This is a genomic window from Nocardia sp. NPDC056000, assembly GCF_042269265.1.
GTDB lineage: Bacteria > Actinomycetota > Actinomycetes > Mycobacteriales > Mycobacteriaceae > Nocardia.
The window spans coordinates 71,657-93,545 of the sequence record NZ_JBHJXS010000009.1 but is presented as its reverse complement, the minus strand read 5'-3'; the positions used below and the strand labels follow the sequence as shown (position 1 = coordinate 93,545).

Sequence of the window (21,889 nt, the reverse complement as noted above, 5' to 3'; positions counted from 1 at the left end):
CGGGAGTGCGTATGCCCTCGATGATGGCCGGGCTATGCGCGGGCAGGTTGGTCTGCTCGTGCACCCAGTTGCGCGAGCGCCTCGACCAGGGTGGTGACCCGGAGCGCCGACTCGGGCAGGAGCAGGCCATCCCAGCCCGGGCCGCCGACCTGTACGCGCGCACCGGCGTCGGCGCAGATACGCACCGCGGAGGTGAGCGCGGTCGCCTCCTGCTGCGACCACAGCAGCACCGTGGCCGGTGCGGGCAGTCGATTCAGGGTGTCGGACAGGGCGATCGAGGGCACATCGGGCCCGAGCATGCGCGCGCCCATACCTCGTTCGGCCAGCGCGGCCCGCAGCACTTCCAGGGGCAGCGAATGGGTTTCGCCGCTGGTGCAGGCCAGCACGATCGGCGCGGACTCATCGATCGCCACGGGCGCCACCGCGCGATGCAGGGCCGTCACCACACACCAGGACAGCAGATGCTCCACATCCACACAGCCCTCACCGTCGAGCTGACGGCCCACGATGCCCGCGAACACCGGACGGCACAGGCGATCCCAGGTATCGACGACCCCGTACTCGCGCAGATGATTCTCCAGCAGCGCGCACGCGGTACTCGAATCCAGCGCGAACGCCGCCGCCAGCAGCGTCGCCTCATCACCGAACGACAGCACCGGCCCGCGTACGGCCTCGGCAGCCGCGGCGGGAGTCGATCCCGCCCGGATGAGCTCCACCATTCGCGTGAGCACGGCGATATCGCGCTCGGAGTACAGACGGTGCCGACCGGGCCGATCCTGGCGCGGCCCGATTCCGTAGCGTCGATTCCAGCTGCGCAGCGTCGCGGTGGGAATGTCCAGCTTTTCCGCGACCGCGCGCACAGAGAGCTCGGTCTGTTCGGGCGCGGACATCGGGCGGTGCATGTCTTGATTGTGCCTGTTCGCCACCGAGAGGAGTGATCACATGCGATGCGTGGTGTTCGGAGCCACCGGCTACATCGGCGGCAGACTGGTGCCGGAGTTGCTGGCAGCCGGTCATGAGGTGCGACTGTTCGCCCGGGACCCGGGCAAACTCGATGACGCGCCCTGGCGGGACCGGGTCGAGGTGGTCCAGGGTGATGTCACCCGCGCCGACGACGTCCGAGCCGCCGTGGCGGACCAGGAGGTTCTCTACTACCTGGTGCACTCGCTGACCCGGCACGATTTCGCCGATATCGACCGCGACGCGGCGCGGATCGTCGCCGCCGAGGCCGACCGCGCCGAACTGGCCCGGATCGTCTACCTGGGCGGGATCACCCCCGCCGGGCAAGACCTGTCCCGGCATCTGGCCTCGCGTGCCGAGGTTGGTCAGATCTTCCTGGATTGCGCCACCCCGGCGGTGGTGCTGCGAGCGGCGGTCATCATCGGTTCGGGATCGGCGAGTTTCGAGATGCTGCGCTATCTCACCGAGCGGTTGCCGGTGATGGTGACGCCGCGCTGGGTGCGCAATCGCATTCAGCCCATCGCGGTGCGTGATGTCATCTACTACCTGACCGCCGCCGCCGAACTGCCGCGAACGGTCAACGACGCCTTCGATATCGGCGGTCCGGACGTGCTCACCTACCTGGGCATGATGCGCGGTTACAGCGAGGTCGCCGAATTGCCGCACCGGCTGATCATGCCGGTCCCGGTGCTGACACCGTGGCTGTCGGCGCAATGGGTGAATCTGGTGACCCCGGTGCCCCGGTCGATCGCCGTACCGCTGATGGAATCGCTGGTCAACGATGTCGTCTGCGCCGATCGTCGTATCGCGCAATGGATTCCCGATCCGCCGGGCGGTCTCACGCCGTATCCGCGCGCGGTGAGCCTGGCGCTGGAACGGATTCGAACCCTGGACGTCCCGACCCGCTGGTCCGATGCCAGCCCCTCGGACGCACCGTCGAACCCGCTGCCGACCGATCCGGAATGGTCCGGCGGTTCGGCGTATTCCGATGTGCGAGAACAGGACTCCACCGCCGATCCGGCGACACTGTGGTCGGTGCTGGAATCGATCGGCGGTGTCAACGGCTGGTACTCGTTCCCCCTGGCCTGGGCATTACGCGGCTGGATCGATCGCCTGGTGGGCGGTGCGGGTCTGCGGCGCGGTCGGCGGCATCCGAATCTGCTGCGCGAGGGCGACGCCCTGGATTGGTGGCGCGTGGAAAGCCTCGAGCGCGGCCATCGCCTGTTGCTACGCGCGGAAATGCGCGTGCCCGGCCGCGCGTGGCTGGAATTGACCGTGACCCCACGGGTGGGCGGCGGCTCACACTACCGCCAGCGCGCGCTGTTCGAACCGCACGGATTGGCTGGGCATCTCTACTGGCACGCCATTGCGCCGTTTCACACCGTCATCTTCGGCGGCATGGTTCGAAACATCACCGGTGCTGCCGAAAAGCCCGCGTAAACAGCCGAAATAGGTTGCGCCGGACCGGGTGCCGACCCGGTCGACCGTCGTTCAGTTGCCGTCACGAAGGCGCTGGTTGTCTTCCTCGAGGCGGTCGTTATGTGCCCGCAGATCGGTATTGGTGTCTTCCAGTTCGAGGATGCGCGCGATCGCGGACAGGTTCACGCCCTGCTCCGCCAGTGCGGTGATGCGTTGCAGCACGGCGAGGTCGTCACCGCTGTATCGGCGGGTGCCGCCCGGGCTGCGAGCCGGGGTGAGTAGGCCGTGCTGTTCGTACAGCCGCAGGGTCTGCACGCTGATGCCCGCGAGCTCGGCCGCGACCGAGATGCTGTACACGCCGCGGCTTCCCTCGGGCAGATGTGGCTCCTGCGGGGTCGTCTCGGGGTTGGGCAATGCGAATCCTCCTTGCTGTACGCGAGAAACTCTCGACGCGGGCCTTGCGTTTTCATCGTAGCGGAGCTACAAAATCTATACCTGCTGCCACAGATATTATTCGATACGCGAACCATAAACACTGACACCACCGAGCGAGGAGGACCACCGATGACGCGCGAGCGGAACCCGGGCACCACGGGCGCGCATGAGGTATTTCTCCGGCACCGCGCTCCCGCGGCGGGGCCTGCCGGCACCGATTCCAAGACCACGCATGCCGGTGCGCATATGTCCGACCAAGCGGCGCCCTCGCACGCGGGCCCGGTCACCGGAAGCTTCCGGTTCTGGTTCGAAACGGAGCGCTGGGAGTGGTCGCCGGAGCTGTACCGCATGCACGGCTACCGGCCCGGCGAGATCGAGCCGACCACGGAATTGCTTCTGGCGCACAAACATCCGGAAGATCGCGAACACGTCGCCGCCGCGATCGCGCGATCGATCGAGCAGGGCGCGCCGTTCTCCAGCCGGCACCGGTTCATGGACCGGGACGGGCACGAGCACACCGTGATGGTGGTGGCCGATCGCATCTTCGACGATGAGGACACCCCGGTCGGCACCACCGGCTTCTATATCGATCTCAGCGAAACGCTCGCCGCCGCAGCGCGTCTCACCCTCGATGAGCGCCTGCCGGAGATGCTGGAGGCGCGCGCGACGATCGAGCAGGCCAAGGGCGTGCTGATGCGGATGTATCGGATCAACGCCGATCAGGCGTTCCGGGTGCTGACCTGGCGGTCGCAGGAGACGAACGTGAAGCTGCGTGTACTGGCCGAACAGCTCATCAAGGAATTGGCGGGCGTGCCGCCCGAGGTTCCTTCGACCGTGGCGGTCTTCGACCACGCGCTGCTCACCCTGCACGACCGCATCCCGGCGCATTAGCGCGGTAGCGGACGCTCTCAGTTGCCCGGCCCGGCGAGGTTCTCGCGGGGCCGGGCTCTTGACTTTCCCGGTGGGAAAGTGGATCGTTACTTTCCTAGTGGGAAAGTGAGCCCGCGCCTACCGAACAGGAGTCCGACATGGGAATCTTCCGCAAGACAAAGCGCGATCCCGAACCGGCGACCGAGCAGAAGTCCTCGACCGAGCAGCAGCAATCCGATCAGGACGCCAAACGCCGCCGGCGGCGTCGCCTCTTGGGCGGCGCGTACACCGGCGGCTGGAGTGGCAGCTGACCGAGCGAACCCGGCTCAGGCGCTTCGGGCGTACTCGGCCGGACCGAGGGCTTGTTCGCGCAACTCGGCCAACGTCTTGGTGAGGATGCGCGAGACCTGCATCTGCGAGATGTTCAACCGCGCGGCGATCTGTGCCTGAGTGCGATTCTCGAAGAACCGCCACACCAGAATCTGGCGCTCGCGCTCGGGCAGCGCCGCGAGCAGCGGCCGCACCGCCATCGCATCCTCGAGCAGTCGATAGCTCGGCTCCTCGCTCCCGAGGGTTTCCGCGATCGGCGCCGGGCCGGACTCCTCATCCCCGCGGGGGGTGTCGAGCGAACTGGTCTGGTAGGCATTGCGCGCGATCATCGCCTGGGTGACCTCCACCAGGTCGACATCGAGCTCGGCGGCGATTTCCCGGGCCGTGGGCATGCGGCCGAGCCGCTGCGACAACGCCTCGGTGACCGGGCCCAGCTGCTGCTGAAGTTCTTTGGCCCGGCGCGGCACCCGCACCGCCCAGGTGTGGTCCCGGAAGTACCGGCGCACCTCACCCATGATCGTGGGCACCGCGAACGACAGGAAGGTGGTGCCGCGCGAGACATCGAAGCGATCCACGGCCTGCACCAATCCCAAACGGGCGATTTGGTTCAGGTCGTCGAACGCCTCGCCGCGCCCGGTGAACCGGCGGGCGATATGCACCGCCAGCGGCAGGCAAGCTTCGATGATCTGGTCGCGCTTGTGCGCGCGGCGCGGATCGTCGGCCGGGAACTCGGCCAGCTCCTGGAACAGGGGCTCGATATCGTCATAGCTGTCCCCGGCTCCATGGGACTGCCGGGATGCTTCGGTGGGAAGTATTGCCTCGGACATGGCGATTCCTCTTTCAAAGTTGGCCGACTGGCCGAGTGCTACCCCGGTGGTCGAACCTCAAACAGGATGCGCGAGATTCGATCCCGGATATCCGGCGAGTCGGCCGTGTCGGCCCCTCTGTCGCATGGACAGATGCGAGACTGGACCGTCTCGTAAACCGGTGAGCGCAACGGTCAGGACGGGGATGCCGCAGAGTCGTCGGAGCATGGGCAGGCCGCGAGACGATCGTCTCGACAGCGCGCTATTGCGGGCTGCTCAGGAGTTGCTGGCTGAGGTGGGATTCGACCGGCTGAGTATGGAAGCGGTCGCGGCGCGGGCCGGAGCGGGGAAGGCGGCGGCGTACCGGCGGTGGAAGGGCAAAGCCGAACTGGTGGTCGACGCCGTGCGAACGCTGGAGTGGAAGGCCGAGGCCCCCGACACCGGGACGCTACGTGGCGACCTGCTTGCCCTGGCGCGAGTTTTCCTGGAGCGCAACACTTTACGTGATGAGGTCATGGCGGGCATGGCCACCGCGGTGGCAAAGGACGCCGCCATCCGCGCGGCGATCGCCCAGGTCATAGATCAGCCTCGTCACGATGCCTTCGCTGCCATCCTCGCCAATGCCCATCGGCGCGGGGAGATCGCCCGCGCCGACGGCTGGGAGTATGTGCGGGATATTTTCCCGGCCATGATGTTTCATCGTGTGGCTGTCCTCGGCCGACCACTCGACGAGGATTTCGTCCTGCATCTGATCGACGACATCACCATCCCGCTGCTGACTTTGCCGTCCGCTTCGCGGTAGGTGCCGACCGTGCTGCGGTCGCGGAGATTTCGCCGATTGTGATCTGTCTCACGATGTGAATCTGCGGCCTTCAGGGGCTGCCGCCGACCGGGGCGATGTCCGAAACGGCTCGGCGGCAGTTGCCCTCGCGTGAGCGTTATCGCGGACCCATCCGGTTGCCAACCGACCACCTCGTACCCATCCTAGATATGGAACCGCACCGTATCGGTTCTGAGGACGAGGTAACAGGGCGGGACATCGTCATGAGTGCTCTACGTGTGCTATCGCCGGAGACGGCATCGATATCGGCAGGCCCCGGGGACGAACACTCCTTCATCCTCATGCACTGCCCGAATTGTCCACGTGAATACCACTTTCCGCAGGATCTTCCGCCGGGCGGCCGGATTCGCACGAACCCGGACCGCTCGATAGACATCCTCGACGCGGTCGACAACGTTGTGTCCCACACGAATCCGCCCTGGGCTTATGACGCTCTGGGGCGGCCGGTCCCCACGCGCTATGAGACCAATGGTCATGTGATCGTCCAGCACCTCATGCCCGATGCCAGTGACACGTATCCCATTCAGGCCGACGCCGCCGTCGTCCCCGTCGCCGGGCTGGGGTCTGCGGGCGAATCAGCTCGCCGTAGAGCGTGAAATCCGGGCTGTAAGTACCCGCACCCCATCGCCTTCGAGTTCGCCGAGACCGGCGGCGCGACCGGCCAAGCTCATCGCAATCGCCTCTCCGGGTCCGCGCACTTCGGGACCTTGCCCGTACTCCCAGTCCATGTCATCGGCGATCAGGCGCAGACCCCGCATGCGTCGTGTCGCGCCTGCGAACGGGTCGGGATTGTCGAGTACGGCGCGCAGGCGCTCCGGGGGGATCACCCGCTCGCGACCCAGTGGGCGGCGGATGTCCTGATGGTGAATCACCAGGTCCACCAAGGAAAGTCGGGGGAGCACGGTCGCGCCCAGTCCGGCGTCGATCGAGGATTCGACGCGGTCGATCAGTTCATCGGTCGACCAGGTCGCCGCTCGCCGCACCTGAATGTCGTTGAGCCGGTGCAGGGATAGGCGGGCTTTCGCGGCATCGCCGAGATAGATCGCGACCGGCATGGAGTCGTGCAGCAGATGAGCCACGACATCGCGCACTCGCCATCCGGTGCACAGCGATGGCGTCTCCCACTCCTGCGGTGACAAGGTGCGCAGCAGCGCGGCCAGATCCGCGCGTTCGGCGCGAATGAGCGGGCGCAGGTCGAAACCACCGAACAGCGCGAACGGTGACGTTCGAAGCGAGTTCGTCATTGGCGAAGCCCTTTCACAATGGTTCGCGCGGATACCTGGTGCGCGCGAATATACGTACCGCCGAGGTCTTACAGCCCGACCCGGATGAAGTTCCCCAGCCCGTGTCGCCGCCATTCGACCAGCATCTTCGGGGTCGGCAGCCAGAACGGGTCGGGAAGCGGTATCCCCGAACGAGATTCGCGGGTGAGGCCGAAGCGGGGGCCGTTGCGCAGCATGTTCACCATCGAGAATCGCGGCTGATAGTCGTGGCCGAGGCGTCCTTTGCCGAGGCTTTCGGTGATGAGCGCCGCCATGTCTTCGGGTGCGCGGGTGATGCCGTGGATCTCAGGGTGTTGGTCCTGCCACTGCCTCGCGGCGTCCTCCGAGGCGAAAAAGCTGTTGTAGTCGCACCATCCGACTACTCGGTGCGGCATCTCCCGCACTGGATAACCCAGGTGCACGCGCAGGGTTCGCGGCTCGAAGTCGACCAGAATGCCATCCCGCCCGACCAGCCGAATGGGCATGCCTGTCTGCCTGCACACCGAGTCGACCACCACCTCGGCTCCCGGGAACTGACCGGAGATCGCACATGCTTCGACCGCGCATTCGGCGAACCAGCGCTGCACGCCGTCGACGGTGACGCGGTAGTGGTTCGCGAACGCGGCGAACGGTCGCGCGTAGACGATCTCGCCGAGCGGTGGTTGCGGGTCGGCCAGCGGCTCGTCCTGAAAGACCGAACTGCCCGCATGCTCGTCATCCTGCACGGCCACGCAGATCGCGCCCTCGAGATCGCGCAGCGCACTGCGCATTTCGTCGTCCGGCAGCCCAAATTCCGTCCGCAATTCCGCGACGGTCGGCACGGTTCCCGAGTCCCGAACCTGACCCATGATGCGCTCGCGGATGAGGTGAGCGCGAGCAGTGAGTGTGGCCACGAAGCCCTCCTAGGTCTGATCCCGCATTGAAATGCACTCGGTGATCACTATGCGATCAGTGTTCACTTTTCTGGGATCGGTGTCAACGATCGAGCCGCCACACCCTGGTCGACGGGCCGAATGCAGCAGTCGATTCGCGTACAGTGCTCACAATGTGAACAGGTTGGCGTTCTCCAGCGAGCACGCCGCCTCCGCGACGAAGGGATACCCCTCGATGCCGGACCCCGCCCCCGGGACGGTCACCCGCCGAGCCGAGCGCCGAGCCGCGACGGTGGCCGAGATCAAGTCACACGCGCGACAGCAGCTCGCGACCGAAGGCACCGGCGGCCTCTCCCTGCGCGGCATCGCCCGCTCGATGCGCATGTCCCCCGCGGCCCTGTTCCGCTACTTCGACAACCAAACCGCCCTGGTCACCGCCCTCTGCGTCGACGCCTACGACGCGCTGAACGATGCGATCACCGAAGCCCAAGCCAACGCCGACCCCGACCCCACCGCACAATGGCGAACCCTCTGCCTGGCCACCCGCCACTGGTCCCTGAACCACCCCGCCGACTTCGCCCTCATCAACGGCACCCCCATCCCCGGCTTCGAAGCCCGCCCCGAAGACACCGGCCCCGCCGCAGGCCGACTACTCACCCTCGTCTCCTCCGGCTACCTCGCCGCCATCGCCTCCGGCGCAGCCGACCCCTCCGCAACCCAGGTCCCACCACTAACCGCAGGCCCCCTCCTGAAATCCCTCCTCGCCACAGACTCACTCCCCGACACCCCCATCCCCGGCATCATCCTCAACGGCTGGGCCTCCATCCTCGGCTTCATAGCCGCCGAAGTCTTCGGCAGCCTCACCTCCCTGATCGCCGACCCCGACGCCCTCTTCGACGCCCACCTCCGAACGGTCATGCAGGGCATGGGTTTCAGTCAGTGACACCGTCCGAGGCAATGCGTTCGGCGCACGCGTTGTTCATGCCGTCACTGGGTTCGGGATTCCAGAGATCGGTCATGGTCACACCCGTCTTATCCCGCCGGAAACGCTGGGCGGTATCGAGGTAGACCACATCGGAGGTAGCGACGATCTCGCCGACTGCTTCGTCATAGCTCAAATGCCGTGCGCTGGGCGTGATTACGGCCTCAGCATCCTGACTCCACGCGACCGTTTTCAACTGCATCACCGGCTCGCTCCGCCGCGCCACGTCATAAACGATCGCCGCCACGACGTACCCGAGTCTCTCTGCGACATTATGGATCTCATCCTCATCTGCCCGCCGTCGCGCCCCGGACACTCCTCGCCGCAGAAATCCGACTGCTGTTCGCAAAGGCAAAGACCTCACGCCCATGACTCCACCTCTGCTATCCGTTCGGCGATATCAGTGATGCGGAGCGTGCCTTCATGCTCGGTGCTGTCTGCACAGTGAATGGTGTACAACCGCATTTCCTCGATGCAGAAGACTTCCGCAAGAGGGAACAACACCTCAATGTCGTTGTCGGAGAGGTGTTCAGTCCCCGGTGCGAGGACCGCGTCAGCGCCCTCGACCCGCAGCAGGCTCAGCAACCGGCCGGGGTCTCGATCATCGTCATAGTCGTAAACGACCAACGTCAGATCCATTCTCAGCAGCCTCGCGATGCGCCACATGGCGTCCTCGTCGTACTCCCGCCGACTACCCGAAACATCAACGCGCAGATAGCCAATAGCGGACCGTGTCCTCATTGCCGACCATGTCGATGTTCTGGCAGAGACATGTTCTCTTCACCGTCCTCGCCGTCGTATTCGCCGTGGGTGGCGGCCCGGGGCCGGGAAGTTGACCACCAGCCCCAAGCGCCTGAGTTGACGGTAGGAACCACCCCGATCGAACGTCTATGAACTTGCGCAAACTTGCGGGAAAAGGTTGTAGCAGCTGACAAGCCCTATCCGCTCGCGTAATCATTGATTGGTTGGCGCAAGCTCACGCAAAGTCGTTAGGAGACAAGACAATGCGCTTGCAATTCCTTGGCAAAGCAGGCTCTGACAAGAACAACTGCCCCACTCTCTATGCCTCCGATCAAGGCAGCTTCATCGTTCAGGGCTGGGAGACAGATGAGGCCGGTACCGTCGAGATCCCCCACGTGTTACTGGGTTTCGCGCGATGGAACACCTTCCTCGACTCACCGCTGACCGACACGGGCCGCGGAACCTTTACTGTCAGCGGGAGACCGGTCACGGACGGTGAGGCACTCAGCCAGATGACTCTCGACCGCAATGAGACGGCCATCGAGGTGCCGAAGGCAGAGAGGACGTTCTACGGTGGAAATCTGGCACAGTGATCGCTTCCCCGAGTTGATGCGTGCGGCTCGGAAGTCCGCGTACCACATGGAAGTACGGGATGAATACGGTGTCGCGAGTGAATCCGAGGCGCTTCGCCGATTCTTGGCCGGCGAGCAACCTCCGGCGTATGACAAGGATGATTGGCTGGACCTGATCAGCGAGACCACCGGTCGCGGTGTCGCAGTGAGCCGAGTTCGGGTAGTTACGGAGCCGCACAGCGACTATCAGAGGTGGTTGTTGACCGTAACCGATAGCAATGTGGCGGCGGGGGAGGACATCCGCTACCTACCGCGTCACCGGATCGATCCCGGATCGATCCCGGCGGATGACTGGTGGCTGTTCGATGATGAGGTGGTTGCTTTCAACCTGGTCGACGGAAACGGCAGAGCTTCGGGTATGGGTATCACAACCGATCGGTCGATCGCCGAGTACTGCAAGGAGGTGAAGGAGCACCTGTTTCCGCTCGCAATACGGTTCGGTGAGTACGCCAGTGGCGATCCTGTAAACAAAGTGTAGTGACGACTACCGCTCAAGAAGCCCGAGAAGCTCTCGGGCAACGTCTTCGTGAGATCCGGCGCGATGCTGGAGTCACAGCCCGAGAGCTTGCCGCCCGGGCGGGCTGGCATGAGTCCAAGGTCTCCCGGATTGAGCACGGCAAGTCGACGCCCTCCCCGCAGGACTTGCGAACGTATTGCGTGCAGTGTGGCGTGAATGGCCAGCTGCCCGATCTGCTTGCCACGCTGCACCACATCGACGTGGCCTATATGGAGTGGAAACGGCTTCTCGGTACCGGCGTCAAACGGGGTCAGCAACTGACCCAGAAGATCGAGGCGGCGTCACGACAGATCAGAAACTATGAACCGCAGATCGTGCCGGGTCTGCTGCAGACCGCGGAGTACGCCGAGGCCAAGCTCCGACGAGTTATCGAGTTCTACCACCTGCCAAACGATCTGGAGGTAGGCGTAGGCAAACGCATGGAGCGCCAACAAATCCTGTACAAGCGCGGGTATAGATTCCACTTCGTGGTCAGCGAGAAATCGCTCTATACGACTGTGGGAGACGACCGTGTGATGCTGGGTCAGCTCGACCGGCTTCTATCGATTCTCGGAATGCCGCAGATAACCCTCGGTATCATTCCGCTGACCGCCGAAGCGGTCGTGGTCGTCGAGAGCTTTGTGATGTTCGACGATAGGTTGGTGAATGTGGAGGGTCACTCGGCTCAGCTCACCATCACCCAGCCCCGAGAGATTCAGCTCTACGGCAGGGCTTTCGATATTCTGGCCGGTCAGGCCGCAGGTGGCGATGCGGCTCGAGTGTTGATCGCAAGAGCCATCCGGATGCGAAGCCGTACCTGACCAGTCAGCACTCCTCACCGATGTCGCCACGACGGATCCGGCTCGTTGGCACGGTATACAGGTGGTATGACGCGCATCGGTGTCACGGGCCATATGAACATCACGCGGGACTCGGTGCCGCTGATCCGTCAGGAGATTGACCGAATCCTCTCTGCGGCAGGCAATCCCGAAGCGCTCCTTGGGGTCAGTTGTCTCGCACGTGGTGCCGATAGCGTGTTCGCGCAGGCCGTACTCGATGCCGGTGGACGCCTGGAAGTCGTGCTGCCGTCGCGCAGCTATCGAGATAGGAAGGTCACGCCGGATCACGCGAAGTTATTCGACGAGTTGGTTGCTCGGGCGGCAATTGTGCACATGATGGACTTCCAGGACGCGGGGCGAGAAGCGTATGAAGCCGCGAACGAGGTGGTTGTCGGTACTTGCGACAAGCTGATTGCGATCTGGGATGGCCAGCCGAGTGAGAAGGGCGGCACCGGCACCGTTGTCGAGCTGGCCCGCGTCAAAGGTGTTCCAGTTGAGATTATTTGGCCGCTCGGCGCGGCCCGAGGGTGACTGAGAGGCCGTCGTAATTGTGCGAGTGGGAGGACGAAGAATTGCCCCGGCCGTATGTAGTGCTCTCCGTCGCCGTCAGTCTCGACGGCTATATCGATGACACCATTCCCGAACGGCTGTATCTGTCCAACGAGCGGGACTTCGACGGTGTCGGCCAGCTGCGTGCCGAATCCGACGCCATCCTGATCGGCGCCGAGACGGTGCGCAGAGACAACCCGCGGCTGTGGTTACGCAGCCAGGAACGGCGAGAGTCGCGCGTTGCCGCAGGGAAACCGGCGAACCTGTTGAAGGTCACCGTGACCGAATCGGGTGACATCGACCCCGATGCTCGGATGTTTCACCAGCACATCGAGGCCGGAAAACCTTTGGTGTACACCACGGTTGAGGGTGCGGAAAAGATCAAAGTGAAGCTCGCCTCGGTGGCGGATGTTGTCGCCATTCCGGATGCCGACTTCTGGGGAACGCTCCTTGATGACCTCGGTCGGCGCGGGGTCGGGCAGTTGATTGTGGAAGGTGGCACACACATCCATACGGCTTTTCTGGAGGCTGGGCTCGCCGATGAGTTGCGTTATGCGGTGGCGCCCTTGCTGATTGGCCAGAGTGATGCACCTCGCTTCGTCAATCCGGCGCAGTTTCCCGGAGGAACGCGTCGGCGACTCGAGTTCGTTGACGCCACTACGCTCGACGATGTGGTGGTTCTGCGGTACCGCCCCAAGAACACCAGCGTGACCGTGCATGGTCAGTAGAGGTCGCCAGGGGTGCACCTATTCCACTGCGGCCGTGACCTTCTCGACCCAGGCGGCATAGTGCTCGATCGCCCAGTCGACGGGGGTGGCGACGATTTCGGCTTCGCCTGCCCAGGGGTGAAGTGCCTGAATGCGGTTGGCGAGTTTGTCGCGGGCGGCGGTTGATGTCTTGAGGGTGACGCGCCATTCCTGGGCTTCGCCGAGTTCGTCGTTGTGCCAGAACACCGATATCGAGGGGCCGGTCACTTCGGCGCCGGCCGCGAGTCGCTCAGCTACCGCGGTGCGGGCGATTGTCTGCGCATCCTCCGCGGTTGGCGTCGTCGAGGTGACTGACCACACCCTTGCCTCTGTCATGTTCCCGACCCTATTCGACGGACTGATCAGTGGTGGGGGGTCGGTGGTTGTGTCGTGCGTAAGATCCTGTGGCAGTAAGCAGGTTTCGTGTTCGGTGAGCGCTCGGTCGCGATAGGAATCCCCGATGGGCGGATCAGGCGCGATCACCGCGAAAATGGTGCAGGCTGCCGACAGCATCGCCGATGCGCTCGTGTACAAAGTCGCTCCGCGGATCAGCAAGACTCACCATGACTTCCCGCACGAGATACGGAACTCCGTCGGGCGGGTTCTGCGCGAAGATCACTTGCCCGCAAACAAATTGGACAGGTTCGTGCGCGGGCCGGCGCCGAAACGATTCGAACGCCAATCCGGCCAGGTAGAGGCTGGTGCGGGTTCCGGGGTTCGCTCGCATCCGCTTCGCGGATTGTGGCTGGAAAGAAAGGTACCCGCCGACTCGATCGATCCCTTCACCTCGATCATGGACCTGCCCCATCGTGACGCGGCAGCGGTCGCGCACAGCATGGGCAAGCGGATCGAGGGTGTCGACTATGTGGATACCCGCAGGCAAGCCGAAGCCTGGCTGCGCTCACACGCTGTGCAGAAGGGGAGTCCGACAGCCGACAGCCCGCTCTACTTCAAGCTGGTGAGCGACGACGGCACATTTCCGCCTCCGGAAGGATCCGTCGTCATACGGATCCCCGCCGACTCGATCCCCGTCGAGCATCTGACATTTACCGTCGAGGACAGCTTCTTCCACTACCAGTTGGTGGCGGGAATCCGCGCGGGCAATACACCGCCGGGCCTTGTGCCGCACATCATCCACGGCGTGGATGCGGACACCGCAATGGATTTCGCCGGAGTACACCGGGACTATCTCGACGCAGTTCACGCTGGGCGATACATCGAAGCGCAACTGTGGTCCCGCGATGATCCGATCCTGGCGCAGGCGCGAATGCGGTTCCAGGAAGGAATCCCCGCCGATCGAACGATAGTTGTGCACCCTGCGCCATAGGTCGGACACCCCGGCCGGACAGCACACCCCGACACGCCCTGTCGTGCGGCCTTGTGCGGCATGAACTCTGATGTGTGACGCTAGCCACATTGTTGCTAACTATTTGCCTAACGTGTTCGATGATTGCTTTGTGATCAATGATCACATTCCAGGAACCGGCAGTGAAGGAGCTTCGTCATGAAACGTGTAGCACTGGTGGCCGCCGCTCTCGCGGGTATCGCGGTCCCGATTGCCGCGATGCCCGCGGCCAACGCCGCACCCGAGGGCTCGGTGTACTTCAACTACGGCGGGAAGAACTGCGCGATCACCCCCGACGGCGTGATCGGGTGCGATGGCTGGGGACCGGTTCAGGTGTTGTCGATTCCGCTGGGCGGTGGGATTCCGGTGTCGATTCCCGCGCCGCAGTCCATCCAGGACGCGGGCGGTCTTCACCCCAGCTACGACTTCAGCCAGCCCTTCACTCAGCCCGGTGGCAATCCCGACTTCTTCGCGGTCGCCAATGACCAGGGTCCGTTCGGTCCGAAGCTGTCTCATGCCGGCGCCTTCTGCGAAATCAGCTTCCATGGCTGGTTCCGCTGCGTCGCTCGCGGGCAGTAGCAATCAGCGTCGCGACCATCCTCGTGTGACTCGAGAAAGGCTCTGACCAGTGAAGCGTCTATTCATAGCCCTGGCGGGACTGGCTCTGATCGCCGGTGCCGCAGCATGTTCCAGCAGCTCCACGACCTCGCCGAGCACCACCGCCGCGTCGACCACTCGAGCGGTCGCGACGACGACGTCGATCACCTCCACCTCGGTGCAGCCCGCTCCGACTACAACCGAGAAGCGCGGAGCGGACGGCTCCACCGGCAACAACCTCAGCGCCGAATACTGCGCGAAGAATCAAGATCCGGGCTGCCCGCTCGGCAGTTACGTCGGCCCCAACGCCATCCCCAATCCGAACGGCGACGGCACCTGGGTCCCGTGCGAGGGCACCATCTGCACCAACCCCAATCACGGTGCGGGACCGGATATTACGACGCCACCGCCGGTCGAGACGACCACCCCGGCGCAGAATGGCGACAAGGTCGCGGGCGCGCCCTGTGAAGGTGATGGCCGCTGGGTTCACCTCGAGGGCGGCAATGCCGGACACTACGGCACCGAATGGCTCTGCCAACACTGAACGTGGCCGGAAGACTTCCGACCGCCCAACCGCGTTGTCGACGACCAGGAGATGCCTTATGTCAGGATTCGGGCGATTTGCGACCGCAGCGTGCGCGGCAATCGCCGTCCTGGCCGGTTCCGGCACGGTCGCGCACGCGCAGTCACTGCCTGTGCCCTATGGCAATAGCGAGATGATCCGGGTCGCGGTCAGCGGATGGGACGGTCCTGTTCCGGGCGCGAACGATTACTCGTGCCGCCCGTCCGCCGACCATCCCGCGCCGGTGGTCCTGACCGGCTCGACATTTCTGTCTGCGGCGGTGAATTGGACCTCGCTGGCTCCCTACCTGAGCAATCTCGGATTCTGTGTCTTCACAGTGGATTACGGGCGCACGGTCTACCGCATTCCGCCGGGGCTCAACGGTATGGATCCGATTCCGGATTCGGCGGTCGAGGTTCGCGATGTGGTGGATCGGGTGCTGGCCGCGACCGGTGCGGCGCGGGTCGATCTGGTCGGGCATTCCCAGGGCGGACTCGTCGACCGCTATTACCTCAATGTCCTCGGCGGTGCGGACAAGGTCGGGAAAATGGTGCTGATGTCGTCGCCGTATGCGTCGACCGGACTTCCGGTCGACGTTACGGCGTTGGCGCGCAACATCATTCCCGAGTCGCTGTTCCAAGCGATCCTGAACAACGGACGTATTCCACCGTTGTACCTGAACTTTGCCGACCCGTGGGCATGGGAAAAGATCCAACCGCTGCAGCCGGCGATCGAGTACACCCAGATCACCGATCTCGCCGATGAGATCGGCCTGCTCGGCGGAATGCGCGCACCGGTTGGTGCGTCCAACGCGGTCACCCGATACATCAATGACGCTTGCCCCATTGATCTTTCGCAGCATTTCGCGCAGCCGTACTCGCCAGCCGCGGTCGCGATGGTCGCGAACGCGCTCGACCCCGCGCATGCCCTCACACCGCCGTGCACCTTGGTGCCCCTCTACGCCCTGGGCTTAGTGCGGACATACTTTGGATACGGCATGTCATGGGCGCGATTGACGATGTGCTCGCGTAGCCGACGAGTGTGGGGGAGTATCGGCGCAGATCAGCGGACGAATACCGCAGAGCTCGGCCGCGATGCGGAACAGTCGAACGCGCATCGATGAGGAGCTCTCGTCGGGGGAATCGCTTGCCTGACTGTAGATCTGCTGAAGTACGCGGTCGGCCGCGTCGGCTGAGCCGAGCATGAGCGCACAAAACAGTCCCAGTTGTGCGCGCAGTGCGGAGTCGGCGGAGTTCTCGGATTCGGACATGGCGCTGCCCGGTCAGAGTCCGAACAGCGGGAACAATCGGGCGCCGTGGAATGCCACGACCCTGCTGATGCCCTCGGCGCCGAATGTCAGGACGTGCACGGCGTGCGGTCGGTGGGTGCCGTCCACACCGCGCCGGTACACCGCGAAAGCGGGCTGACCATTGGCGGAGGTGGCGACCACGTCGGCGGGGCCGATGATCCGCATCTGCCGCGCCAGGAAGGCGCACACGGTATCGCGACCTTCGAACCATAGTGCGATGGGCGGCATTTCCCACCGCGCGTCTTCGGTCAGGACGGTGACGAGTTGATCGACATCGGCGGTTTCGAAGGCGATGGCGTAGCGGTTCAGCAGATCTCGCTGGTGTGGCTCGTCCGGTTCGGTGAGACCGTCCTGGCTGAGCGGGATCTGGGATCGTGCGCGCTGCAGTGCGCTGTTGACGGCGGCGGTTGACATCTGGAGCAGTTCGGCGACTTCGGTTGTGCGCCACTGCAGTACATCGCGCAGGATGAGCACGGCGCGCTGTCGCGGTGGGAGCTGTTGCAATGCCCCCATCAACGCCAGCCGCAGTGATTGTCGCTGCACCACAACGGTTTCCGGATCGTCCGGCGCGCTGGTGAACAAATAGTCGGGTATCGGCTGCAACCACGGAACTTCCGGGTTTCGCGGGATCGGCCCGATGCCCGGGTTCGGTTCGGGGTCGCCGAGGTCGGCGGGCAGCGGTCTGCGCCGGATCCTTTCCAGCGCTTTGAAACACGCGCGGGTCGCGATGCGGTAGAGCCAGGTGCGCAACGACGAGCGAGCCTCGAATCGGTCGTACGCGCGCCAGGCGTCGAGATAGACCTCCTGCACCACCTCCTCGGCATCCTCGACCGAGCCGAGCATGCGATAGCAGTAGGCGAGCAGCTCCCGTCGGTACGGTGCGCTGAGCTGTCCGAAATCCTCGTTGCCGGTGTTGGTTTCGGTCATGGAATGCATGATCCGGTGATCCTGTCGCGTGTAGGGGTCATCTCATCGAACGGTGATATCGGCCATGTCGATGGCGACCAGCACGATCTGGTCGCCGCCCATCGTGGTGTAGGCCCGCCGGGTCGCGGGAATGATGATGCCGTCGACGTCGCGATAGTCGGTGGCGTACAGATGTGATTCGGTGGCCGGGTCGACGATGTCGATGGTGAAGTCGTGACGGCGCAGCAGCCCGTCCGGGCCGAAGCAGAAGGTTTGTTCACGGGTGTGGGTCTTGATGTGGTCGGGGAACCTGACGCGCAGCCGCCGCCAGGTTTCACCGCCGGATTCGATGGGCGCGATCTCGTCGCATACGAACCCCGGCCACATGAACAGGAACGGCGTGTTCAGATACGTCCACAGTGCCTCACCGGTGAAGTACGCGAGATGCAGCTCGTCCCAGGGCGTTTGGAACTGGTGGCCGTCGAATGAACGTTCCGGGTCCTCACGTGCGCCGATGATCGTCCCATCGGCACGCTCGAGCACGACCCGGTCGGGCGCAAACACCGACCGTCGATCCTGACCGGCGAAGTCCATGGTCAGTCGCTCTCGCGTGGTGTCAACCTCGACGTGAACGTCCTTCAGCGCGTCACCTTGCCCCTTGATCTGCCAGAACGCCCCGGTGATCGCGGCATCGACGTGAATCGCCCGGATGCGACTCCACCGCTGCGAACCACCATGTGCGGCAATGGCGTTCGCGAGTAGATCATTCATTGCTCTGCTCCTGTGTCGGATTGTGCTCAGTCGACGATGAGTCCGCCGGTCAGATTGGCGACGGTGCCGGTCATCGCCGACGCGTGATCGGAGGCGAGAAACACCGCGACCGCGGTGAGCTCGGCCAGCGTGGTTGGCCGCTTGCGATGGGTCAAATCGATTGCGGCAGCCGTGAATTGGTCCCTGGTGATGCCCAGCGCATCGGCATGCAGCCCATACACCACATCGATCACCGGCGTCTCGACCATGCCGGTCGTGCGCAGGCATACCGAGCGCACGCCGTACCGCCCCCATTCCGCGGACAGCGCGCGATTGAGCGCCTCCATCGCCGCCCAGCCCACGCTCATCCCACCGACCAGCGGCATACTCGCGCGTGCGGGCTCGGGCGTATGCATCATGATCACGCCCGAGCCGCGGGGAATCATATGCCGTGCAGCGGATTTCGCGGTTACGAAGTGCGCCCGCGTGTACGTCGTGATCGGAAGCAGGAAATTCTCTACCGGCAGCTCCGCCAGCGGAATGCCCTGCAATCCCCGCGGCGAGATCCCGATCGCATTGAACGACACATCGATTCCACCGGTCGCGGCGATCACTGTCTCGAGATGCCCGGCGACGGCCCGCTCATCGACCGCGTCGACCACGGCGGTCTCGGCAGCCCCGCCCGCCGTCGAAATCTCCTTGGCGACGGCATCGAGAGCGCCGGAATCTCGTCCGGTCAGAAAAACCCTGGCCCCCTCGCGCGCGAATCCGCGAGCCACCGCACCGCCCACGGCCCCGCCCGCACCGTAGACCACCACGTTCTTGCCTTCGAGCAACATCTTCTTCTCTTTCCGGTTGTTCAGCCCGGCGTAAGTCCGCCTACTCATACAGAGGCGACAGCACCGCGAAAGTCATCGGTGGCTCGTCACGTGCGGTCGACCGGACGACACCACGAGATCCGCGGCCATGACGAAAGGAGACCGTGTGCACCTGTGACCGCTCGAATATTGTTCTGGGAGCGAAGGGGGTTTCGCCGCTCAGGTGTGCCCGTCGATCTCGTCCGGGAGGTATGGGGGTTGCTGGTGGAGGGATTTGCCGAGCGCGGGTTCGAGGCGGTGCGGGACGGTTTCGCGCGGGCGCACGACGATGACGAGGGCGGTGCGCAGCTCTGCGTCTATCGGCGCGGGCGGGTCGTGGTGGATCTGTGGACGGGGCAGGACCCGGAATCGGGCAAGAGCTGGGACGCGGAGTCGCTGACGGTGCTCATGTCGGTATCGAAGGGGATGACCGCGACATGCGTGCACATTCTGGTCGGTCGCGGCCTGCTCGATCTCGATGCGCCGGTTCGGGAGTACTGGCCCGAGTTCGCGGCGGGCGGTAAGGCCGAGATCACGGTGGCCGATCTGCTGTCGCATCGTGGTGGCCTGTCCAGTTTCGATGCCGAATCCGCCATCGGGGCGCGGGAATTGACCGATTGGGCGGCATGCGTGTCCGCGCTGGCGTCGATGACCCCGCTGTGGGAGCCGGGCACCGCGTTCTACTATCACTCCCTGACCTGGGGTTACCTGGCCGGTGAGCTGATTCGGCGGGTCACCGGTAAGAGCGTTGGTGAGTTCCTGGCCGCCGAGATCGCCGAACCGCTGGGATTGAGCTTGTGGATCGGCTTGCCGGAGAACCAGGAACATCGTGTGGTTCCGCAATTCACCCGGCGGCGAGAACCCGGCGTCGCCGAGGTCGAGGCGCTGCTGACCCGCATGGGAGTCGATGTGAGCGAGCGGCTGATTCGCGCCACCCTCGCGACGGTCGCCACCCGCGACGAAGGCATGAAACTGCTCAACAGCCGCGAAGGGCATGCGGCGGAGGTGCCCTCGGGCAATGGCATCGGGAACGCGCGTTCGGTCGCGCGCATGTTCGCCGCGACCATCGGCGAGGTCGACGGTATTCGACTGCTCAGCGCCGAAGCGGTGCGGCGGGCACGGCAACCGCAAACCGAAGGGCTGAATCACCCGGGACCGCTGCGAATCATGCCGCGTAGCAACTATTTCGCCCACGGCTATGAACTCACCCGTCCGGTCCAACTGCTCGGCGAAGGCGCGTTCGGGCAGGTCGGCACCGGCGGCCGCATCGGCTTCGCGCATCCCGAATCCGGTGTCGCCGTGGCCTATACGTGCACCAATATGGTCGGCGACGATACGGGCGGACCCGATCCGCGCTGGCTACCCTGGTCCGAGCCGCTGCGCCGGGCGTGCGGGGAGGTCAGCGATAGACCGCGTGGCTGAGGGCGGCCAGGACTCGGCCGGTATTGGGGCCGAAGCAGAGTAGGACGTCGTCGGACATGTCGATTATGCGGTGATCGCGGCCGGCGGGGGTTTGGGCTACGCCGGGGAGTTTGTAGAGGGCGGAGGGGCCGCCGATGGAGGCCAGGCCGTCGGTCATGACCAGCAGGATGTCGGGGCGGGCGGTGATGAGGGCTTCGCTGGTGATGGTGACGAAGGGTTCGGTGAGACCGGCCGCGGTGCCTGCGTCTTGGGCGCGCAGGCCCGTGATGAGGGCGTCGGCTCCGGAGCCGGGGCCCGCGAGCATGGTGAGGGCGGTGCCGCGCAGGTAGATGAACGCGATGCGGGGCTGGGGGTTGGGCGGGGTGATCGCCGCGGTGGCGGCTTGGATCTCCGAGGTGGTGCGGGCGGCGAGGGCGGTGCCCGCATCGTGGACGCCGAGGGCGTCCGCGACCGCTTGGATCTGCGGGCCGGTTCCGGCGAGTGTTCTTGCGGGATCGAAGAATACGAGGGTGACCCCGGCCGCGCGCAGCTGTTCGAAGACCGCGGCGGTGCCGGTGGTGGCATCGGTGAGCAGCACCGTGGGGTGCAGGGCCAGGACCGCTTCCACGCTCATGGATTCGCCATTGGGGGTGACATCGGGGCGGTTGATGATCGCCGGAAGCTTCGCGGCGGTGCTGCGGCCGACCAGATGCGAGCCGAGGCCGAGCGCGTAGACGGTTTGGGCCAGGGTGCCGAAGCGGTCGACGGCGATGATGCGATCGATATCGGAGACCGTGACGGATGCGCCGTCGAAACCGCGGAGCGTGACCGGTAGCACCGGATGCGGCTCGGACGCGATCGGCGTCGGATCGGGATCGGTCAGGGTTGCTGTAACTTCGCCGCCAGCTGAGACTTTGGCGGGCGACTGTGATGAGCACGCACCGAGGGCGAGCGCGAGGGAAAGCCCGATGGCTAGGATTCCGAGTTTGCCGCCGCTGAACATGATTGTCATGATATGCGGTCGCAGCGCACCGCTCGCTACTCAATTTTAGCGGTTGCGGGTGTGGAAATCGGCTTCCTGCAATGGTTTTGCGGATTTCACCCGGTGTTCACGCGCGCACCGCGGCTGCGCCCGGAAGTCACCAGGTGGGGGTATTGCGGGCGGCCGCGCCACTCCGGAGATGAACGCGACGCGTCGCAGGTGAACGTCTTCCGAAGCGCGAGCTAATAGGTCGATTGACCAGTAGTTTTCCGGCGGGTGCTGTCCGGTACGCCCGGTATTGGTCCGGTCGATGACCTTGCGATTGTTGGGTAGAGTGCCGTTAACCCGAGGGTATCGGTCAGTTGATATCCCGGCGCACCGTGGGTGGGACGCAAAGGGG

26 protein-coding genes and 1 pseudogene are annotated in these 21,889 nt (G+C 64.7%); 15 read left to right on the top strand and 12 right to left on the bottom strand.

The window, feature by feature from the left end; translation table 11 throughout:
- Positions 1–32: 32 nt before the first annotated feature.
- On the bottom strand, positions 33–902 hold the full coding sequence (locus ACFC4D_RS25645; RefSeq protein ID WP_376067130.1) for a MerR family transcriptional regulator: 870 nt from the start codon (positions 900–902) through the stop codon (positions 33–35).
- A gap of 40 nt (positions 903–942) precedes the next feature.
- On the opposite strand from ACFC4D_RS25645, the gene ACFC4D_RS25640 reads away from it, so the two are divergent.
- Positions 943–2,400, top strand: coding sequence for an SDR family oxidoreductase (locus ACFC4D_RS25640; protein WP_376067127.1), 1,458 nt, complete (start codon positions 943–945; stop codon positions 2,398–2,400).
- Between the two features lie 51 nt (positions 2,401–2,451).
- On the opposite strand, the gene ACFC4D_RS25635 is transcribed toward ACFC4D_RS25640, so the two are convergent.
- Entirely contained in the window at positions 2,452–2,793 is a 342-nt protein-coding gene (locus tag ACFC4D_RS25635; RefSeq protein WP_375959759.1) for a MerR family transcriptional regulator, read from the bottom strand.
- A 150-nt stretch (positions 2,794–2,943) separates the two neighbouring features.
- On the opposite strand from ACFC4D_RS25635, the gene ACFC4D_RS25630 reads away from it, so the two are divergent.
- A complete protein-coding gene (locus ACFC4D_RS25630; protein WP_376067124.1) occupies positions 2,944–3,705 on the top strand; it encodes a PAS and ANTAR domain-containing protein in 762 nt (253 codons plus the stop codon).
- A 137-nt stretch (positions 3,706–3,842) separates the two neighbouring features.
- Positions 3,843–3,995, top strand: a complete 153-nt coding sequence (locus tag ACFC4D_RS25625) for a hypothetical protein (protein ID WP_364648595.1) — start codon at positions 3,843–3,845, stop codon at positions 3,993–3,995.
- A 15-nt stretch (positions 3,996–4,010) separates the two neighbouring features.
- Here ACFC4D_RS25625 and ACFC4D_RS25620 read toward each other — a convergent pair whose 3' ends face one another.
- Entirely contained in the window at positions 4,011–4,841 is an 831-nt protein-coding gene (locus ACFC4D_RS25620; protein WP_375959755.1) for an RNA polymerase sigma factor SigF, read from the bottom strand.
- Between the two features lie 205 nt (positions 4,842–5,046).
- Here ACFC4D_RS25620 and ACFC4D_RS25615 point away from each other — a divergent pair, with 205 nt between their 5' ends.
- Positions 5,047–5,622, top strand: a complete 576-nt coding sequence (locus tag ACFC4D_RS25615) for a TetR-like C-terminal domain-containing protein (RefSeq protein ID WP_376067121.1) — start codon at positions 5,047–5,049, stop codon at positions 5,620–5,622.
- Positions 5,623–6,236: 614 nt separating this feature from the next.
- Here the strand turns inward: ACFC4D_RS25615 and ACFC4D_RS25610 are convergent.
- Positions 6,237–6,905, bottom strand: a complete 669-nt coding sequence (locus tag ACFC4D_RS25610; RefSeq protein ID WP_376067118.1) for a maleylpyruvate isomerase family mycothiol-dependent enzyme — start codon at positions 6,903–6,905, stop codon at positions 6,237–6,239.
- Positions 6,906–6,973: 68 nt separating this feature from the next.
- On the bottom strand, positions 6,974–7,816 hold the full coding sequence (gene merB / locus ACFC4D_RS25605) for an organomercurial lyase (protein ID WP_376067115.1): 843 nt from the start codon (positions 7,814–7,816) through the stop codon (positions 6,974–6,976).
- Between the two features lie 214 nt (positions 7,817–8,030).
- On the opposite strand from merB, the gene ACFC4D_RS25600 reads away from it, so the two are divergent.
- The gene (locus ACFC4D_RS25600) at positions 8,031–8,738 is read left to right on the top strand and encodes a TetR/AcrR family transcriptional regulator (RefSeq protein WP_376067112.1); all 708 of its coding nucleotides are present in this window, start codon (positions 8,031–8,033) and stop codon (positions 8,736–8,738) included.
- Here the strand turns inward: ACFC4D_RS25600 and ACFC4D_RS25595 are convergent.
- Complete coding sequence (locus ACFC4D_RS25595) at positions 8,728–8,982, bottom strand: hypothetical protein (protein ID WP_376067110.1); 255 nt, start codon at positions 8,980–8,982, stop codon at positions 8,728–8,730. The two genes, ACFC4D_RS25600 and ACFC4D_RS25595, sit on opposite strands and share 11 nt — an antisense overlap.
- A 155-nt stretch (positions 8,983–9,137) precedes the next feature.
- The gene (locus ACFC4D_RS25590; protein ID WP_376067107.1) at positions 9,138–9,416 is read right to left on the bottom strand and encodes a hypothetical protein; all 279 of its coding nucleotides are present in this window, start codon (positions 9,414–9,416) and stop codon (positions 9,138–9,140) included.
- A 365-nt stretch (positions 9,417–9,781) separates the two neighbouring features.
- Here ACFC4D_RS25590 and ACFC4D_RS25585 point away from each other — a divergent pair, with 365 nt between their 5' ends.
- The 5 genes from ACFC4D_RS25585 to ACFC4D_RS25565 all read left to right on the top strand — a co-directional run bounded on the left by ACFC4D_RS25585 (position 9,782) and on the right by ACFC4D_RS25565 (position 12,762).
- Positions 9,782–10,111, top strand: a complete 330-nt coding sequence (locus tag ACFC4D_RS25585; RefSeq protein ID WP_376067104.1) for a hypothetical protein — start codon at positions 9,782–9,784, stop codon at positions 10,109–10,111.
- Positions 10,092–10,628, top strand: a complete 537-nt coding sequence (locus tag ACFC4D_RS25580; protein WP_376067101.1) for a DUF6879 family protein — start codon at positions 10,092–10,094, stop codon at positions 10,626–10,628. The genes ACFC4D_RS25585 and ACFC4D_RS25580 overlap by 20 nt, the downstream gene beginning before the upstream one ends.
- Positions 10,628–11,467, top strand: coding sequence for a helix-turn-helix domain-containing protein (locus tag ACFC4D_RS25575; protein ID WP_376067099.1), 840 nt, complete (start codon positions 10,628–10,630; stop codon positions 11,465–11,467). Before ACFC4D_RS25580 ends, ACFC4D_RS25575 begins: the two co-directional genes overlap by 1 nt.
- 66 nt (positions 11,468–11,533) lie before the next feature.
- Positions 11,534–12,016, top strand: coding sequence for a hypothetical protein (locus tag ACFC4D_RS25570; RefSeq protein WP_376067097.1), 483 nt, complete (start codon positions 11,534–11,536; stop codon positions 12,014–12,016).
- Positions 12,017–12,075: 59 nt separating this feature from the next.
- Positions 12,076–12,762 carry a RibD family protein gene (locus ACFC4D_RS25565; protein WP_376067094.1) on the top strand — a complete coding sequence of 229 codons (687 nt, stop codon included), beginning with the start codon at positions 12,076–12,078 and terminating at the stop codon, positions 12,760–12,762.
- 18 nt (positions 12,763–12,780) lie between these two features.
- Here ACFC4D_RS25565 and cutA read toward each other — a convergent pair whose 3' ends face one another.
- A complete protein-coding gene (cutA, locus tag ACFC4D_RS25560) occupies positions 12,781–13,101 on the bottom strand; it encodes a divalent-cation tolerance protein CutA (RefSeq protein WP_376067091.1) in 321 nt (106 codons plus the stop codon).
- 139 nt (positions 13,102–13,240) lie between these two features.
- Here cutA and ACFC4D_RS25555 point away from each other — a divergent pair, with 139 nt between their 5' ends.
- The 4 genes and pseudogenes from ACFC4D_RS25555 to ACFC4D_RS25540 all read left to right on the top strand — a co-directional run bounded on the left by ACFC4D_RS25555 (position 13,241) and on the right by ACFC4D_RS25540 (position 16,407).
- Entirely contained in the window at positions 13,241–14,107 is an 867-nt protein-coding gene (locus ACFC4D_RS25555; protein ID WP_376067089.1) for a hypothetical protein, read from the top strand.
- Positions 14,108–14,284: 177 nt separating this feature from the next.
- Entirely contained in the window at positions 14,285–14,704 is a 420-nt protein-coding gene (locus ACFC4D_RS25550; protein ID WP_376067086.1) for a hypothetical protein, read from the top strand.
- A gap of 226 nt (positions 14,705–14,930) precedes the next feature.
- A pseudogene (locus ACFC4D_RS25545) lies at positions 14,931–15,266 on the top strand (hypothetical protein); the annotation flags it as partial.
- 58 nt (positions 15,267–15,324) lie between these two features.
- Positions 15,325–16,407 (top strand): esterase/lipase family protein, encoded by a 1,083-nt coding sequence (locus ACFC4D_RS25540; RefSeq protein ID WP_376067084.1) that lies wholly within the window; start codon positions 15,325–15,327, stop codon positions 16,405–16,407.
- Between the two features lie 159 nt (positions 16,408–16,566).
- On the opposite strand, the gene ACFC4D_RS25535 is transcribed toward ACFC4D_RS25540, so the two are convergent.
- Genes ACFC4D_RS25535 through ACFC4D_RS25525 form a run of 3 tightly spaced genes read right to left on the bottom strand, consistent with a single transcriptional unit; the run spans position 16,567 to position 19,136 of the window.
- Positions 16,567–17,520: a sigma-70 family RNA polymerase sigma factor gene (locus ACFC4D_RS25535; RefSeq protein WP_376067081.1), complete on the bottom strand. Its 954-nt coding sequence runs from the start codon at positions 17,518–17,520 to the stop codon at positions 16,567–16,569.
- A gap of 42 nt (positions 17,521–17,562) precedes the next feature.
- A complete protein-coding gene (locus ACFC4D_RS25530; protein WP_376067079.1) occupies positions 17,563–18,270 on the bottom strand; it encodes a hypothetical protein in 708 nt (235 codons plus the stop codon).
- A 26-nt stretch (positions 18,271–18,296) separates the two neighbouring features.
- Entirely contained in the window at positions 18,297–19,136 is an 840-nt protein-coding gene (locus ACFC4D_RS25525) for an SDR family NAD(P)-dependent oxidoreductase (RefSeq protein WP_376067076.1), read from the bottom strand.
- 156 nt (positions 19,137–19,292) lie between these two features.
- On the opposite strand from ACFC4D_RS25525, the gene ACFC4D_RS25520 reads away from it, so the two are divergent.
- On the top strand, positions 19,293–20,528 hold the full coding sequence (locus ACFC4D_RS25520; RefSeq protein ID WP_376067073.1) for a serine hydrolase domain-containing protein: 1,236 nt from the start codon (positions 19,293–19,295) through the stop codon (positions 20,526–20,528).
- Here ACFC4D_RS25520 and ACFC4D_RS25515 read toward each other — a convergent pair.
- A complete protein-coding gene (locus ACFC4D_RS25515) occupies positions 20,506–21,510 on the bottom strand; it encodes a hemin ABC transporter substrate-binding protein (protein WP_376067070.1) in 1,005 nt (334 codons plus the stop codon). The genes ACFC4D_RS25520 and ACFC4D_RS25515 overlap by 23 nt on opposite strands.
- Between the last annotated feature and the right edge of the window lie 379 nt (positions 21,511–21,889).